The organism is Halomonas sp. H5 (assembly GCF_050613175.1).
Classification (GTDB): Bacteria; Pseudomonadota; Gammaproteobacteria; order Pseudomonadales; family Halomonadaceae; genus Bisbaumannia; species Bisbaumannia salifodinae.
Genome location: NZ_CP192510.1, coordinates 1,682,455 through 1,697,499, shown reverse-complemented (window position 1 = coordinate 1,697,499; position 15,045 = coordinate 1,682,455). Strand labels below are relative to the sequence as shown.

Here is a 15,045-nt window from a genome sequence, read left to right as displayed (position 1 = left end):
CTCAGGGCGCGTTGCGCTGGGACGGGTCGCGGCGGAAGGCCGGGGCCAGGGCCTCCGGATCCTGCTCGGCGCGCTGCCGCCGGGCCGCCTCGGCCCACCATTGCAGCTGCGCCAGGGTGCGTCCGAAATAGCCGACCCAGCGCGGCGCATCCACCTCGGGGAGGAAGTCGCCGGCCTCGTCCAGCACCTCCTGGGCCCGGGGCAGATGGATCATCGCCGACACCGGCAGGCAGCCCAGCTCGGCGAGGAAGGTGCGCATATTGACCGCCGCCCGGGCGCCGCCCCACTGCCCCGCCGAGTAGGTGACGATGGCGCTGGGCTTGTAGGAGAAGCGCGAGCTGCCGAAATGGTTGAGCAGGTTGGCCAGGGCCGGGCTCATGGCGTGGTTGTACTCCGGGCTGACCATCACATAGCCATCGGCGCCACGGATGGTCTCGGCCAATCGCGCCAGGGGCTCGGGGGCCCGCCCCTCGGCATAGGCGAAGTGGGGCTTGAAGACGGCCGGGACGTCACCGGCCTCGGAGGCCAACGCCAGGGGATCGATCAGTTCGGCCTCGATATCCGCGGCCGCCAGGCGCGCCACACAGGCCTTGGCCACCCGCTCGCCCAGGCGCCTGGGCCGGGGCGGCGTGCTGTCGCGAACGGAACCGAGAAACACCAGAATCTTCAATGACATCGGCAGGCTTCCCTGATCAAGGCTTGGAGGCCTCACTCTAGCAGAGTCGACGGCATCGCCCGGCCTACTTGCGGCGCTTGTCGCGCACATAAATAGCCTTGCCATCGCCGCGCTGGGCCACCTCGAAGAGCTCGGTGGCGCTGACCAGCTCGCCGAGCTTCTTGTAGCCGTAGTTGCGGGCGTCGAAATCGGGGAACTGCTTGACGATAGTGCTGCCCACCGCCCCCAGGGAGGCCCAGCCATTGTCGTCGGAGGAGGCCTCCACCGCCTTGCGCAGCAGGCTGACCAGCCGGTTATCGGACTTCAGCTCCTTGGCGGAGCGGCGGCGACTCTCCTCGCCCTCCTCGTCGTCGCTGCGCAGCACCTCCACGTAGATGAACTTGTCGCAGGCGGCCACGAAGGGCATGGGGGTCTTCTTCTCGCCGAAGCCGAAGACGGTGAGCCCCGACTCGCGGATACGCGCCGCCAGGCGGGTGAAGTCGCTGTCGCTGGAGACCAGGCAGAAGCCCGAGAAGCGCTCGGTGTAGAGCAGGTCCATGGCATCGATGATCAGGGCGCTGTCGGTGGCGTTCTTGCCGCGGGTATAGCCGAACTGCTGCACCGGCTGGATGGAGTAGTGCAGCAGGGTCTCCTTCCAGCCCTTGAGCTCGGGGCCGGTCCAGTCGCCGTAGGCCCGCTTGACGCTGGCGGTGCCGTACTTGGCGATCTCCGAGAGCAGCCCCTCGACGATGCTGGGCTGGGCGTTGTCGGCGTCGATCAATACCGCCAGGTTCTTCTCCATGATGCCTCCTCGGCGACGATTAGCGGATCAGCGGCTCGAGCGCCTCGGCCAATAGCGGCGCGAGATGCAGTGCATTGCTGGGATGGGCGATGGCGTCGCTGCTCCAGAGTTCACCGATGCCGGCGGCCTCGATCACCGCCAGGGCCTCGCCGGCGAACAGCGCATGGGTCACCGCCACGTCCACCGAGGCGGCACCGGCCCCGCGCAGCGCCTCGGCGGCCCGGGCCAGGGTATGGCCGGAGCTTGCCACGTCATCCATCAGCACCACGGCGCGCCCGGCCAGCGCCAGCTCGGGCAGCGCGATGCTCACCTGCCTATCGCCGTGGCGCTGCTTGCGGCAGACCCCATGATCGAGGCCGCTGGCCGCCGCGGCCCGGGCCACCCACTGTTCGGCCTCCTCGTCGGGCCCCAGCAGCAGGGCCCCGGGGCGCCGCGCGGCGGCGAGCTCGCCCAGCGCCGGCGCCGCCGACAGGGCGATGGCATCCACCAGCGGCACCGCCTGGTCGAGCCGTGCGATGCGATGCAGGTGCGGGTCCACGGTGATCAGGGCATCGACCAGCTCGGCGAGGAAGGCCCCCACCAGGGTCTGGCTGACCACCTCGCCGGGATGGAAGGCGATATCCTGGCGCATATAGGCGAGATAGGGCGCCACCAGCACCAGCCGCCGGGTGCCCTGGCGCCGCGCATGGCGGGCCACCAGCAGCAGCTCCACCAGCTTGTCGTTGGGGCGGTCGAGGCTGCGGTAGAGCACCAGGGTCTCGGGGCAGGCGGCGGCGAAGGGCAGCCGCAGGCGCAACTCCTCATCGGGGAAGCGATGGGCCGCGATGGCCAGTGCCGGCAGGCCCAGGGCCTCGGCCAGGCGCCGCGCCGGCACCGCCTCGTCGTCGAAATAGAGCAGGGTCGCGGTCAGGGTCGCGCTCATAGTCCCTCCACATTGAGCGGGACGATGGCCGAGGCCTCGCCCAGGGTAAAGCCGTTGTCGCAGTCACAGCACTGGTGGGCGGCGTTGCGCTCGTTACGGTAAGACGCATAGACCCGATAGAGGGGCTGGCCCGCCGTCACCGCATCGCCGATGCGCGCCAGCAGGTCGACCCCGGCGCCCTTGGTCTTGGGGGCGCCGGCGAGCCGGGCGACGCGTGCCAGGCGCCGATTATCGATGGCGGTGACCACGCCATCATGGGGCGCCGTCACCTCGAAGCCGAGCGGCGCCAGGGGCGGGGCCTCGGGGTCGAAGGGCGCCTCCCCCTGGGCGCGGATAATGGCGCGCATCTTCTCCAGGGCGCGCCCCGACTCGAGGATATCCCGGGCGATGCCATAGCCATCGCCGCCGCGCACGTCCGGGTCGAATTCCAGCATGCGACCGGCCAGGTATAGCGACTTCTGGCGCAGGTCCCGGGGGGCCTCGGGGTGCTGCATCAGCACCCGCATCACGTCCCGGGCCTCCAGCACCGGGCCGATGCCGCGCCCGATGGGCTGGCGCCCGTCGGTGATCACCACCTCCAGGGTCAGGCCCAGGCGCCCGGCCACGAACTCGAAAAGCCTGCGCAGCCGCCGCGCCTCGGGCATGGAGCGCACCTTGGCCTGGGGCCCCACGGGGATGTCCAGCAGCAGATGGGTAGAGCCGGCGGAAACCTTCTTGGAGAGGATCGAGGCCACCATCTGCCCCGGCGAGTCCAGCGACAGGGGACGCTCCACGGTGATCAGCACATCGTCCGCCGGCGACAGGTCGCTGCTGCCGCCCCAGGCCAGGCAGCCGCGATGGGTGCGTACCAGCTCGTTGAGCTCGGCGAAGGGCAGGTCGACCCGCGCCAGCACCTCCATGGTATCGGCGGTCCCGGAGGGCGAGGTGATGGCCCGGGACGAGGTCTTGGGGCAGAGGGTGCCGTGGGCGGCGACGATGGGCACCACCAGCATGGAGGTGCGATTGCCGGGAATGCCGCCGATGCAGTGCTTGTCCACCACCGGATGCTCATGCCAGTCGAGGCGCCGCCCCACCCGGGCCATGGCATCGCTGAGGTAGAAGACCTCCTCGCGATCCATCTCGCCCAGGTCGCAGGCCACCACGAAGGCGGTCAGCTCGATCTTGGAGTAGCGCCGCTCGGCCACGTCCTGGACGATGGCGCGGAAATCCCTGCGGGTCAGCCGCTCGCCGTTGATCTTGCGGTGCAGGGCGGGAATCGAGCCCGGCGGTTCCGCCTGGGAAACGCACACCGGCTGCCCTTCCGCCATGCCCAGGCTGGCGAAGGCCTCCTCGGAGAGGCCCAACTGGTCGTGGCCGACGATGGCCTCGTCATCCACCACATTGAGGCTGGCCAGGATACGCCGCCCGTTGGCACCCACCTCCACCTTGGCCAGGGCCTGGAAGCCCTCGGCCCGGTAGAGGTCGCACTCCCGGTGCAGGTAGGCGACGTTCTCGCGGTAGGTATCGATGCCCACCCGCTTGAGGGACAGGGGCGCGAGCCCCTCGTCATTGCCCTGGGACCTGCTGTGCGGCTTGGCCATGCTCGCTCCTTCGCGGCTCCTTCCTGAGCCTAGCCGAAGCCGCGGGCCTCGACCTGCCGGCCGACAACGCCGGCGCCAACGCTGAGTGGCGCAAGCCGAGCGGTAAACGTTTCGGGACTGGAGCGAGACGCCGGCCCGGCCTAAGCTGGGAACCCGGCCACTGCGTGCAAGGAAGAAACTCGATATGACCTACGATATTCGACTCAAGCGCATCTACAGCGAGGCCGAATCCGAGGATGGGGCCCGCATCCTGGTGGATCGCCTGTGGCCCCGGGGCAAGCGCCGCGAGAGCCTGCGCCTCACCGACTGGTACCGGGACGCCTCCCCCTCCCCCGGCCTGCGTCGGGCCTGGCACCAGGAGGAGATCAGCCGCGCGGTGTTCGTGCGCCGCTACCGCTGGGAGCTGAACGACGCCGCCGAGGCGCTGGTGCCGCTGCTGCGCCACGCCCGTCGCGGGCGCCTGACCCTGCTCTCCGCCGCCCGCGACCTGGAGGCCTCCCACCTCCCAGTGCTGCGCGAGGCGCTGCTCGAGGCCCTGGCCGCCGAAGACGCCAGCGACCGGGACGACCCCGCCTCGCCGCCCTGCTATGCCGGCGATAAGGGCCGATGACAGCGTGGTCCGGGGATGGCAGCCTTGGCCTCCCCCCGAGACGCAGAGGATGGTGAGATGTGGCACCAGCAGGAGATTCGACTGCCCGCCGTGGCGCGGGGCTTTCATCTGATTACCGAACGAGTGGAGGCGGCGCTGCCCGAGCTGGCCCGCTGCCGGGTGGGGCTCTTGCACCTGCAGCTGATGCACACCTCGGCGTCGCTGACCCTCAACGAGAACGCCGACCCGGACGTGCGCCACGACATGGACGCCTTTCTGCGCCGCCTGGTGCCCGGCGACCTGCCCTACTTCAAGCACGTATTGGAGGGCCCCGACGATATGCCGGCGCATGTGATCGCGAGCCTCCTGGGCACCCAGCTGACCCTGGCGGTGCGCGACGGCCGCCTGGCCCTGGGCACCTGGCAGGGCCTGTGGCTCGGCGAACACCGCGACCAGGGCGGGCCCCGGCGGCTGATCGCCACCCTGCAGGGCGAGGCCTGACTCAAGGCAGGCGCCCCTCCCGGGCCAGGCGCCGCCGCACCCAGCGGTCGTAGCCGAAGCGCAGCACCGACTTGAGCCCCGGCAGGCCGATCAGCCAGGCCAGGGGCCTGAGGCGAGGCACCCGGCGCATCAGCAGGACATAGGCGTCGATGCCCTCGCGGATGGCGCCGCCCTCCTCCTCCACATGCAGCGACAGCAGCGCCGCCCGCGGATCGATGCCCTTGGCGCGCAGCGTCTGCTGGTGCTCGGTGACGTCGCACCAGCTCACGTCCCGGCCGGTCTCGCCAGCCCAGCGCTCGTAGCGGGCCCGGTCCCGGCGACAACCGGGGCAGATGCCGTCGTAGTAGACCCTCAAGGGGGGCAATGCGCTCATGGTGGCCTCTCTGCCGACTCAACTACTACGGCAGACCTCCCAGAGCCGCGCCAGTTCGTCGGTGCCGCCAAGTAAAGGAATGGACGCCTCGCTGCCATCAGCCTTTCCCGAGGCGCAGCAGGGCCATCCAGGGCGCCGCGGTCGACGCCGGTCTGGCCGCCGGAAATGATCTTCTTCAATGCCATGGTATAGCCCCCGCCTTATTCCTTCGCCTCGACCAGGGCCGACGGCTCCAGCAGCGCCTTGATCTGGCCGCGCAGCCAGCGGCGCAGGCGATCCTCGTGGGTGCGCTGGTGCCAGGTCTGGATCACCGCCACGCCGTCCAGCTCCAGCGGGCAGGGGTGAATCGTCAACCCCGGGAAGCGCGCCACCGCCTGGGTGGCCACGCTCTCCAGGCAGGTCAGCAGCAGGTCGCTCTGGGCCACCAGCAGCGGCGGCACGGTGAAACTCGACAGCCCCGCCACCACCCGCCGCCGGCGGCCCAGGGCGCGCAACTGCTTGTCCACATGGCCGTCCAGGTCGCCGGTCAGGGTGGTGACCAGGTGATCGCTGGCCAGGTAACCCTCCAGGGTCAGGCGCTCGCCGATCTGGGGGTGGTCCCGGGCGGCCAGCACCACGAAGCCCTCCCGGTGGATGCGCTGCTGGTAATAGCTGCGCGGCAGGTCGCCGTAGAAGCCGGCGATGGCGATATCGCACTCGCCGGTCTCCAGCTCCGCCCGCGGCAGCCGGCCCCGGGTGTTATGGGTGACCAATTGCAACTGCGGCGCCTCGCGGCGCACCACCGGCAGCAGCCGCGGCAACAGCAGTTGCTCGATATAGTCGGTGGTGTAGAGGTGCACCCGGTCGGCCCGGGCCAGGTAGTCACTGCCCTCGCAGAAGTCGAAGAAGCCCTCGATGCCCGCCACCAGCTGCTGCACCCGGGGCGCCAGCTCGTGGGCCCGGGGTGTCGGCGTCAGGCCGCGGGGCGCACGCACGAAGAGCTCGTCGCCGAAGGCGTGGCGCAGCTTGGCCAGTTTGTGGCTCAGGGCCGGCTGGCTCAGCGCCATGCGCCCGGCCGCCGCCGAGACGCTGCGCTCCTGATAGAGCACGTGGAAGAGCAGCAGCAGGTTGAGGTCCTTGCCTGCGATATTCATTGAGTGAATATCTCCTATCGAGAATCATCAATTCTCGAATACTAGCCGCCCGGCTAGGATGGTGACCATCCCATTCACCGCACTGGCCAAGGAGATTGCCATGAGCGCACGCATTCTGATGGTGCTGACTTCCCACGACCGCCTCGGCGATACCGGCGAGCCCACCGGCTTCTGGCTGGAGGAGCTGGCGGCGCCCTACTACGCCTGCCTGGACGCCGGTGCCGAGGTGGTGCTGGCCTCGCCCAAGGGCGGCCAGCCGCCGCTGGACCCCAAGAGCGACGCCGAGGAGAGCCAGACCGAGGCGACCCGCCGCTTCCAGCAGGACGAGACGGCCAAGCAGCAACTGGCCAGCACCCATCGCCTGAGCGAAGTGAGCGCCGACGACTTCGACGCCGTCTTCTACCCCGGCGGCCATGGCCCACTCTGGGACCTGGTGGACGATGCCGACTCCATTCGCCTGATCGAGGCCTTCTGGGCCCAGCAGAAGCCGGTGGCCGCAGTGTGTCACGCCCCCATCGTGCTGATCCACGCCCGCGACGCCGATGGCCGGCCGATCATCCAGGGCCGCCAGGTCACCGGCTTCACCAACGGCGAGGAAGCCGCCGTGGGCCTCACCGAGGTGGTGCCCCACCTGGTCGAAGATGCCCTGATCGCCGGCGGCGGCCGATACTCCAAGGCCGACGACTTCATCCCCTACACCCGCCGTGATGGCCAGTTGATCACCGGCCAGAACCCACCCTCCTCCGAGCCGGTGGCCAAGCTGCTGCTGGAAGCGCTGGGCAAGTAACCCGGCCGGCCCGACAGAAAACGCCCACCTGCCAATGGCACGCGGGCGTTTGTCTTGTCGTCGAGAAGAGCCGGGCTCCCTGGGTGCCTTTCGGCAATACCGGTCGCTTCGGGTAGCGACGAGCGCTGCTAGCAAGAGCGCCCGGATCGATTAACACCGCCCCTTCGGGGCGTTATCTCGGCCACAGCCGCCAATCATGCCGCTCAGTCGTCGGACGCTCCAATAAAGCGATAAACGACGGCCCCAAGGGCACCGCCGACAATCGGTGCGACCCAGAAGAGCCACAACTGCGCAATCGCCCAGTCTCCGACGTAGAGCGCCACGCCCGTGCTTCGCGCAGGATTCACCGAGGTATTGGTTACAGGAATACTGATCAGGTGGATCAAGGTTAGGCCCAGGCCAATGGCAAGCGGTGCGAAACCGGCCGGCGCCCGCTTATCCGTGGCCCCCAGAATAATGACAACGAACATCATCGTCATCACGACCTCGGTAATCAACGCGGCCTGCATCGTGTAGCCACCTGGCGAGTGCGCACCATAGCCATTTGAAGCAAAGCCGTCGGCCACATCAAAGCCGGTCTTGCCAGTGGCGATCAGATAAAGGATGCCCCCCGCCACGATGCCGCCAAGCACCTGCGCAAGGATATAAGGCGCCACGTCCTTTGCAGGGAAGCGCCCGCCGGCCCAGAGCCCGACGGAAACGGCAGGATTGAGATGACAGCCTGAAATATGACCGATCGCGTAGGCCATGGTGAGCACGGTCAGACCAAAGGCCAGCGACACCCCCAAGAGACCGATGCCGAGTTCCGGAAACGCAGCCGCGAGTACTGCGCTACCACACCCTCCAAGAACTAGCCAAAACGTGCCAACAAACTCCGCCGCATACTTTTTCACATCGTGCTCCTTTTGATTTGCGATGATTGCCTAACAGGTATTAGACGGCCCATCCGATGATGGGGCGAAGATGTGGCACGGCCATTCCCGCCATATGTAATGACGTCCGCAAGCCAAACCATCAAAACCACAAGGAAACCGCGACAGGGAAACGAGAATTTGACACCTATCATCGCGCGCTGCATCACAGCGACACAGGTGTCGGCAAGCTTTGCTGGCACGAGTACTGCACCGGCGGGCCGATAGCGACCACCTCCAGCTCCCTGCCATCATGGCGCCTCCCTGCCCCACCGGCTAATCGCCTACCGCATTTCATCTTAGCCATAGTCGGGAAGTAGCGCACAGCACAAATTACCCCAGTGGCACGCGGGTCGGTGATCACCTCGTCGCCTCTCCGGAACAGACAGCTTCCTTGCATGGTGCCCTCCTCCTGGGCTTTTCGGTCACTCCAGCGTCAGACCGGCCGTGGCCAGGCGGACCTCGACCTCATCCAGGCTGCCACGATATTCCCAGTACATCATCCGTCCATGGGAGCCGGTTACCAGCAGGTACTGGTCGCTGATCGACTGGATGCGGGAGACGGCGATCAGCTTGCGGGTGAAGTCCGTTTCTGCCGGGCACTCGACGATCTCTCGGTTAGCCTCGTCGAAGCCGTGCACGATGCGCGCGGTTCTGACCTCCAGGTCGAGAAAAGGCATGGGTTGGCACCTCCATATGGTTGTCGCGAGTTGAGCTGACCGCTTTTATCCTTGCATGTTACGGGATATTAGATAACACAGTTCAACACACCTGGTGGGGATTTCGTTACGGAGATCGGTTATGTCGCGCGATAGGCGGTGCTGATGCAAGGCGCCTGGTGGTGCCAATCGCAGACGCAGAGACGTCGGACCGCGGCTAAAGCCAGCGTCGGTCCTGGTGCGGCCGCCAACGCCCTGCCGGTTATGCTCGAGTCGGTAGCTGTCGATGACGTAGTCCGCATGCCCGCACCGGCACTATAGCTCGTCAGCATGACGCCGATGAGCGTGTTTTCTACCTTAACTCAGCATAACCTCACGACGACGAGCCCAAAATGGGTGATCCGACCACCGTTGCTCCAGGCCATATTGGCCTTGCCACTCCCTGAGAAAGCGGTTAATCCCCCTGTTTGCCCGAAACGCATACTGTTCCGCTGCTTGCAGGCCACTCCTGTGCAGCCAATCGGTGATCACTGGTGCCGCAGCCAGGGCGTCGCCCAGTGCGTTGGAAATTCCCGAAGAGGTCAAAGGATCAAATGCAGCCAGGGCATCGCCCACTGCGATCCAGCCCGGCCCGGCTGCCCGGGTAACAAAACCGCTGTGTGCGGCAAAGCAGGTAAGGGAACGTGTGGGCCGTTGGGACGGTTGCAGCCACTGTTGTAGCTCCTCTGTCTGTGCCCATAGTGCAGAGAAGATTTCGCCCTTTCGCAGCCCCTTCTGTTGAATAATGGCCACATCCGACATCAACGCCAGTAGTGCTGAACCATCGGGCAAACGGGTGGCGTACCACCAGCCGTCGGCTACCGACTCCACCAGTGTCATACCTTCCAGCCTGCCGGCATTGGGTAATTTACACGCCACCGCCACCAGGTCGTCGAGACGCTTTCGTTCGATTCCCAGTCGCCTGCCGAGGGAAGCTCCGCGACCGGAAGCGTCGACGAGGTAACGACAACTCAGCAGATGCCGTTTTCCCTGATAGGTTATTTTCAGTTGCCACTCGCCACTATCCCAACGTAGAGATTTCAACACTGCCGGAGTCAGCAGTTGTGCGCCTCTCTCACAGCTGGCTAGACGCAGATCCTCGTCAAAGCGTTCCCGATCGAGATGCCAGCCATCCCCTGTCGAGCGATGGAGAAAATCATCGAACCGGCGCTCTCCCGCCCATAGGGAGAGGTTGGTGTAGTAGGGTCGGTGCCCCCTCGCCGACAGGTCGTCCGAGATGCCCAGCAGCCTCAATTTGTCGGCTATATCGGGCGCCGCGGATTCCCCCACCCGGAAGGCCTGACGGGTGGGCCTGTCCAGTATAGCCACTCGCTCTACGCCCGCCGCAATCGCGGCGAGCGCCGTGGCGCAACCGGCAGGGCCGGCGCCGAGGATAACGAGATCGAAATCAGTTGCCATCCGGGGTGAAAGGCCTGGGTAGGGTGCGGGCAACTTCCACAAAGCGGCGCTCTCCTTTGACCTCTTTTTCCATCACAAAACCCAGTTGCGACCAGTACTGCACCATCTGTACATCGTCGGCAAAGGAGATGAAATCACCGCGCAGCTGGTCGAAATCGGTGCCAATCCAGGCGACCTGCCCTCCCGTCTGCTCATCCGGTGTCGGGATAGCCGCCAGGTTCTCGATCTCGGGCCGCGGTTCCAGATAGACGAACTCCGGCCTTTGTGCGGGCCACCACCACAACACGCGCTCACCGATGGGCTGTGAGGAGCACTCATTAAAGTCTGCCTGCCAGGGTATGGCCATGTAGCGGGTGAGATCCCCGGGCTCCATCGCAGCAGGGCTAAAGCCCAGGTTGAGTGGCCCTTCGGTGGGCGGCGCGGCGTTGATGCGAAAGGGGTCTTCACTGCTGTAGATGGCCCGATTACGGGAGATCCAGGTAAGCTCGATACCGGGAGAAAACGCCCCTCCCACACAGTTTTCCAGAATATTGCGTGTCAGCGATTGGGGGCCACCATCGGCAACAGGCTCGTTGACAAAGTGGCCCGCCGCCCACTGTTGAACGAAGAAGAACTGGGTATCTGTCAAGCGCAGGAAATTGGATGTCAGCGTGCCGTCGATAAGGCAGTTGTCCCCCGCCAGGTAGGGCATCATGGTGGCCCCCCGCCCGGAGATAATGGTGTTCTCATCTGCCGGTGGCCGCAGGATATCCAGAATCCAGTTGCGCAAGCCACGGTAGTGGTCTTCTTTGTTCGGCACTGCCCCCAGCATCTCCATGTCGAAGCTGTGGGGTTTGGGGGGGATGGCCGCGACCCAGGTGTAGGTGGTGGCCCGCTCCAGTAGTGGTTTTATCTCGCTCTGAAAGTTGGGCTTGTAACCATGGGGCCCACCTTGCCAGATGCCCTGGTCATTGATCCGCGGGTAATGTCCGGCGCGTACAGCGCTGTCGAAGATGGTATCCCAGAGCGTGACCAGGTTAGCGATCTCCGGTGCATAGGAGGGCGGTGCCACAGACACCCAGGCCGTCTCAGCCGGTTTGCTGCGACCATTCTCCCACTCGATTACCGCGCTGACCCGACCGTCAGCGGTGTCATCCCACCAGCCGTCGTTATTGGCGTACTGCTTGATAACGGCATTTTCATCTTCTGTCCCGGAAATGCCCAAACCGCCCAACACCAACAAGCGACCGGCTTCATCGGTACGCAGTTCTCCCAAGGTGTCGATACGCTCCCGGTTGGGATACAGGATGCCCTCAGGGAAATTTGCTCCCTTGTAGCCCTCGGGAATGGTATGGCGATCCATGGGGACGGAGCCGGCATCGGCGCCGCTGATCTGGCGTGGGCCCGGATCGATAATCAAGCTGTGTCGATTCTCCACATGGGCGTTGCGCAAGGGATGATTGCTGGCATACCCCTGCTCTCCCTCGTTGGTGGCGAACTCATACCAACTGGCTTTCTTGTTCGCCATGTGCACGGTCCAGGTGATCGACTTGACTCCGGGCGTATTCAGACTGATCTCTTCGTCACCGTGAAAGATATGAAAGCGTGCAGCCTGGCGACACATACGACCCTGCCCATCCCGGAAATCATCCTGAGTGAAGGGGCTACCATCGGGGTTGGTGGGTAAACCGCGATATGTCTCGGGTCCGATATAGAATTTTTCCGGCGCGTTACCCACTCGGGCAATGCCAATCGGCGGGTAAACTTTGTAGTCAGGCATGATGATATCCTTTCAACTTTGTCCCATTACAAGCCCAGCGCTTCGGCAGCCATCAATATCTCTTTATCGCCTGCTAAGGCTGCCTTAAGGTGCGTGTTCAAGGCGCTTTCCCTGGACGATGTCGACAGTTGGTTAACCTCACCTGCAAGCTCTTGAGTCAGTTTCTCGAAGGTACGCTTGATATCGCTCCTGTAGAGCCATGCTGGGGCGGCATTGGGGCCAACGGAACCGTCGCCACCGGCAAAGGCCGGGGTAGACATCAGTGCTCGGGAAAGGTGGGGCAAAACCCGGTGCATTATTGACAGGACGACGCTGAAATAGGGGTCGGGGGCGCCGGCCTTGAATGCGGCCTCGAAGGCGCGCAACATCAGGCTGTAGTGATGATCGAAGCTGTCGGCCAACCGTCTGGCCCGCGGGTTGGTATAAACGCTGCTATCGGGATTGGAGATGATAGGGAGAGTCGGTGGAAAATTGCCGCTGTCGAGCGCGACTTCGCGGAACTTGAGGAAGTGGCTCATCTCATACGGGGTGCCGAGGATGGGCCCGTAGGTGCCGTCGGTGCGCTTTCCATAGTGATTGTAAGTGCCGAAACTCTCAACCGGCACCAGAGGCTTTTCAGGGGGGACCGTCCCTTCACCTTGCTCGACGATTTCGTTTACCGCCGAGTGAAAACTCTCCTTGTCCACCACTTCGTTGACGTTACCGCCAAACTTTCCCAGATAAATATTGGTTCTTTGTCGACCGGGAACATCAGTGGTTTTGAAGGGGTTTCCGGGATAGGCATTTACCGCCGCGATCAGGGCACCGTACAGCTGCGCGATGCTGTCGTAGTTATCACCCTGAGGAGGCGCACCATACTGTGCTGGGCTCTCGATAGCGGCAAAGACATTGCTGAATACATCGGGGGAGGCGCGAAACAGGCCGACCATGGGAGTCGTTTTTGGGTTGGCCTTGGGCAGATAGCCGGGGTAAACGGGTACCGCATCACCGGTGAATTTTGGCAGAGCGCCCAAGGCGACGACAATATTGGCCGCCTGGTTGACATGGAACATCTCCTCCATGGCTACGCTTCGCAGGGTCTGGTAGGCGTGGCTCTCGGTGTCTGAAATGGAATAGAGTGCCGAGAGGTAGACAGGAATGGTCGTAAATTCCACCTGTAACGCTAACTGCGCCGCCTCCTGGAGATCCTTTATCGCGGGTGAAGTGGTGCTGGTAAGCCTGTCGAACAGGCCTGGAGGATAGCTCTCCGTTGCTGATGGCGCCATGGCTTCTCATCTCCTTATGTTTCGTTGCTCCAGTTCGCCTGTTTGCATTTCGCACTATGGGAACCCGCCACCTACGGTAGTTAACAGCGACAGACTCCCGTGCGATCAGGCTTGCGGTTACATTTTTTTGCGTAGGGTATTGATTTGAATGTGTGGCCAGCGGGTCGTTCCGCCATCGGTGCCAAATTGAAATTCGAAAAACTGGATCTGCTCGTACTGTAACTGCAGAACTTCCTTGCCGTCCTCGATAACAGTCTCAATCCACAGGCGAAACTTCATCTCGGTCACGGGAGCGAATCGCCTTGTGAAAGGAGTGTTCAGCAATCCCCCCTCAGGCCCGCCGGTCTCCCGTGTGCACATCTCGATCAGTACGAAGCTCTTGATATCCTGATCCTTGATGGCATCGCGCAGGCGGAGATCGGGACGAACCGAGTAGGGGTAGAGATCGTGCGCCAGAATGCGCTGAGTGTAGGTTTTATTGCCGCTTGGATCTCTCTCCGCCAGACTGGGGTCGTGAACCCAGGGCGGCGCCTTCTCATCGAGATTGATGGGTGTGTCGGCGGTGGTGCCTGCCAGCCCCATACTCGGAGAGATGGATAGGTGATTGGGGTCCCAAGCGCCTGCCCCATGGGGAAATTGCGGTTTGCCGTTATTTTCGGAGTCTTTACCCAGCAACAGTACAGTACTGCCGTGGGGAATCGTGCCGCTGCGAGAGACCGAATAGGGGGGCACATAAACCGGGCCATCGGAGCCGGCGCCCGCCGATAGTTCGGGATAACCGATATCGATCATGATGGAGTCGTCATCGGCGGGATGATTATAAATAGTATCTAACCAGAGATACATACCGTTCTCTTCATGGAGTCCGTTACCCTCGAGATCCTGAATACTCTGGCTGTACTTCACTGCTCCGCTGAACTGCTCGTTGGCGCCACCGCGGTTACGCACTCCGCCGGCCACCAATGTGAAAGTAAGCTCTTCCGTGTAGTTCTGGCAAAGAAAATGAAACTTACCGGGAATGGTTTCAGAGTTGGTTCCAGGGGAAGGCAGGCAAGTGGTATGCAACCCCCACCCTGTAGTATTATTGCCTGGGTTGTAGTTGACCCAAGTTCCCGCCAACTGTTCGAGAACACCATAGTTCGCGGGCTTTTTGAGTACAGCGGGAGTATATCTCGGTTGTTGTGCAGGCATGACTTCAACTTCCCTATCGCTGCTAATGATCGTCGATCCGCAAGGTGGCGAACGTGGCTATTCACCTTTCATTCGGATCTGACCGGCTCCAGGTGGAATAACCACAGCCGCCACGGGCGACAACTGTGTTGTTCCGCTTTCACACCAAGCAGGGAACAAGATTTCAAAATAGTTACACTTCCCTGTCTGGATGCTTCAATCCAGCCGTGGTGACGTTTCCTTTATTTTTTGGTTGATCCTGTCATCGGTGGTTGAGTCTTCTAAATAGCTAATAGCTACACTATAGAAGAACAATATAGTGACCGCCATCTGCGCCAGGAGGCTGGTGCCGAAGGGCGCTGCCTGCCGGATGCCTTGCCACCTCCTTGTGCGGTGTCACGGGCCAGGTTTGGCCGCTTCTGATCCTTGCATGGCCGACGAGAACATACAAAAGGGGCCATGTCCCGTGTGAGGCATGGCC

At 63.7% G+C, this 15,045-nt stretch carries 15 protein-coding genes; 3 read left to right on the top strand and 12 right to left on the bottom strand.

From position 1 onward, the window contains the following. Nucleotide 1: 1 nt before the first annotated feature. From ACQ1W9_RS07815 to ACQ1W9_RS07800, 4 genes are all read right to left on the bottom strand, one after another. Entirely contained in the window at nt 2–676 is a 675-nt protein-coding gene (locus ACQ1W9_RS07815; protein ID WP_431026074.1) for an NADPH-dependent FMN reductase, read from the bottom strand. Nucleotides 677–740: 64 nt separating this feature from the next. After that, on the bottom strand, nt 741–1,457 hold the full coding sequence (locus tag ACQ1W9_RS07810) for an NYN domain-containing protein (protein ID WP_346062106.1): 717 nt from the start codon (nt 1,455–1,457) through the stop codon (nt 741–743). A 19-nt stretch (nt 1,458–1,476) separates the two neighbouring features. Beyond that, nucleotides 1,477–2,379, bottom strand: coding sequence for a ribose-phosphate diphosphokinase (locus tag ACQ1W9_RS07805; protein WP_431026073.1), 903 nt, complete (start codon nt 2,377–2,379; stop codon nt 1,477–1,479). Then, the gene (locus ACQ1W9_RS07800; RefSeq protein WP_431026072.1) at nt 2,376–3,959 is read right to left on the bottom strand and encodes a thymidine phosphorylase family protein; all 1,584 of its coding nucleotides are present in this window, start codon (nt 3,957–3,959) and stop codon (nt 2,376–2,378) included. The genes ACQ1W9_RS07805 and ACQ1W9_RS07800 overlap by 4 nt, the downstream gene beginning before the upstream one ends. Nucleotides 3,960–4,143: 184 nt before the next feature. Between ACQ1W9_RS07800 and ACQ1W9_RS07795 the strand changes: the two genes are divergently transcribed. Beyond that, nucleotides 4,144–4,569, top strand: a complete 426-nt coding sequence (locus ACQ1W9_RS07795) for a DUF488 domain-containing protein (RefSeq protein WP_431026071.1) — start codon at nt 4,144–4,146, stop codon at nt 4,567–4,569. Nucleotides 4,570–4,626: 57 nt separating this feature from the next. After that, complete coding sequence (locus tag ACQ1W9_RS07790) at nt 4,627–5,049, top strand: secondary thiamine-phosphate synthase enzyme YjbQ (protein WP_431026070.1); 423 nt, start codon at nt 4,627–4,629, stop codon at nt 5,047–5,049. Between the two features lies 1 nt (nt 5,050). Here ACQ1W9_RS07790 and ACQ1W9_RS07785 read toward each other — a convergent pair whose 3' ends face one another. After that, nucleotides 5,051–5,422: a thiol-disulfide oxidoreductase DCC family protein gene (locus ACQ1W9_RS07785; protein WP_431026069.1), complete on the bottom strand. Its 372-nt coding sequence runs from the start codon at nt 5,420–5,422 to the stop codon at nt 5,051–5,053. Nucleotides 5,423–5,622: 200 nt separating this feature from the next. Beyond that, nucleotides 5,623–6,555 (bottom strand): LysR family transcriptional regulator, encoded by a 933-nt coding sequence (locus ACQ1W9_RS07780; protein WP_431026068.1) that lies wholly within the window; start codon nt 6,553–6,555, stop codon nt 5,623–5,625. A gap of 100 nt (nt 6,556–6,655) precedes the next feature. Here ACQ1W9_RS07780 and ACQ1W9_RS07775 point away from each other — a divergent pair, with 100 nt between their 5' ends. After that, nucleotides 6,656–7,342 (top strand): type 1 glutamine amidotransferase domain-containing protein, encoded by a 687-nt coding sequence (locus ACQ1W9_RS07775; RefSeq protein WP_431026067.1) that lies wholly within the window; start codon nt 6,656–6,658, stop codon nt 7,340–7,342. 203 nt (nt 7,343–7,545) lie between these two features. Here the strand turns inward: ACQ1W9_RS07775 and aqpZ are convergent, their stop codons facing one another. The 6 genes from aqpZ to ACQ1W9_RS07745 form a co-directional block, all read right to left on the bottom strand. Further along, complete coding sequence (aqpZ, locus tag ACQ1W9_RS07770; RefSeq protein WP_431026066.1) at nt 7,546–8,235, bottom strand: aquaporin Z; 690 nt, start codon at nt 8,233–8,235, stop codon at nt 7,546–7,548. 443 nt (nt 8,236–8,678) lie between these two features. After that, nucleotides 8,679–8,933 carry a hypothetical protein gene (locus ACQ1W9_RS07765; protein WP_431026065.1) on the bottom strand — a complete coding sequence of 85 codons (255 nt, stop codon included), beginning with the start codon at nt 8,931–8,933 and terminating at the stop codon, nt 8,679–8,681. Between the two features lie 336 nt (nt 8,934–9,269). Next, nucleotides 9,270–10,370, bottom strand: coding sequence for a tryptophan 7-halogenase (locus tag ACQ1W9_RS07760; RefSeq protein WP_431026064.1), 1,101 nt, complete (start codon nt 10,368–10,370; stop codon nt 9,270–9,272). Then, entirely contained in the window at nt 10,360–12,129 is a 1,770-nt protein-coding gene (locus tag ACQ1W9_RS07755) for a LodA/GoxA family CTQ-dependent oxidase (protein WP_431026063.1), read from the bottom strand. Before ACQ1W9_RS07755 ends, ACQ1W9_RS07760 begins: the two co-directional genes overlap by 11 nt. A gap of 26 nt (nt 12,130–12,155) precedes the next feature. Beyond that, nucleotides 12,156–13,394 carry a ferritin-like domain-containing protein gene (locus tag ACQ1W9_RS07750; RefSeq protein WP_431026062.1) on the bottom strand — a complete coding sequence of 413 codons (1,239 nt, stop codon included), beginning with the start codon at nt 13,392–13,394 and terminating at the stop codon, nt 12,156–12,158. A gap of 117 nt (nt 13,395–13,511) precedes the next feature. Further along, on the bottom strand, nt 13,512–14,585 hold the full coding sequence (locus ACQ1W9_RS07745) for a peroxidase, FMP-type (protein WP_431026061.1): 1,074 nt from the start codon (nt 14,583–14,585) through the stop codon (nt 13,512–13,514). Between the last annotated feature and the right edge of the window lie 460 nt (nt 14,586–15,045).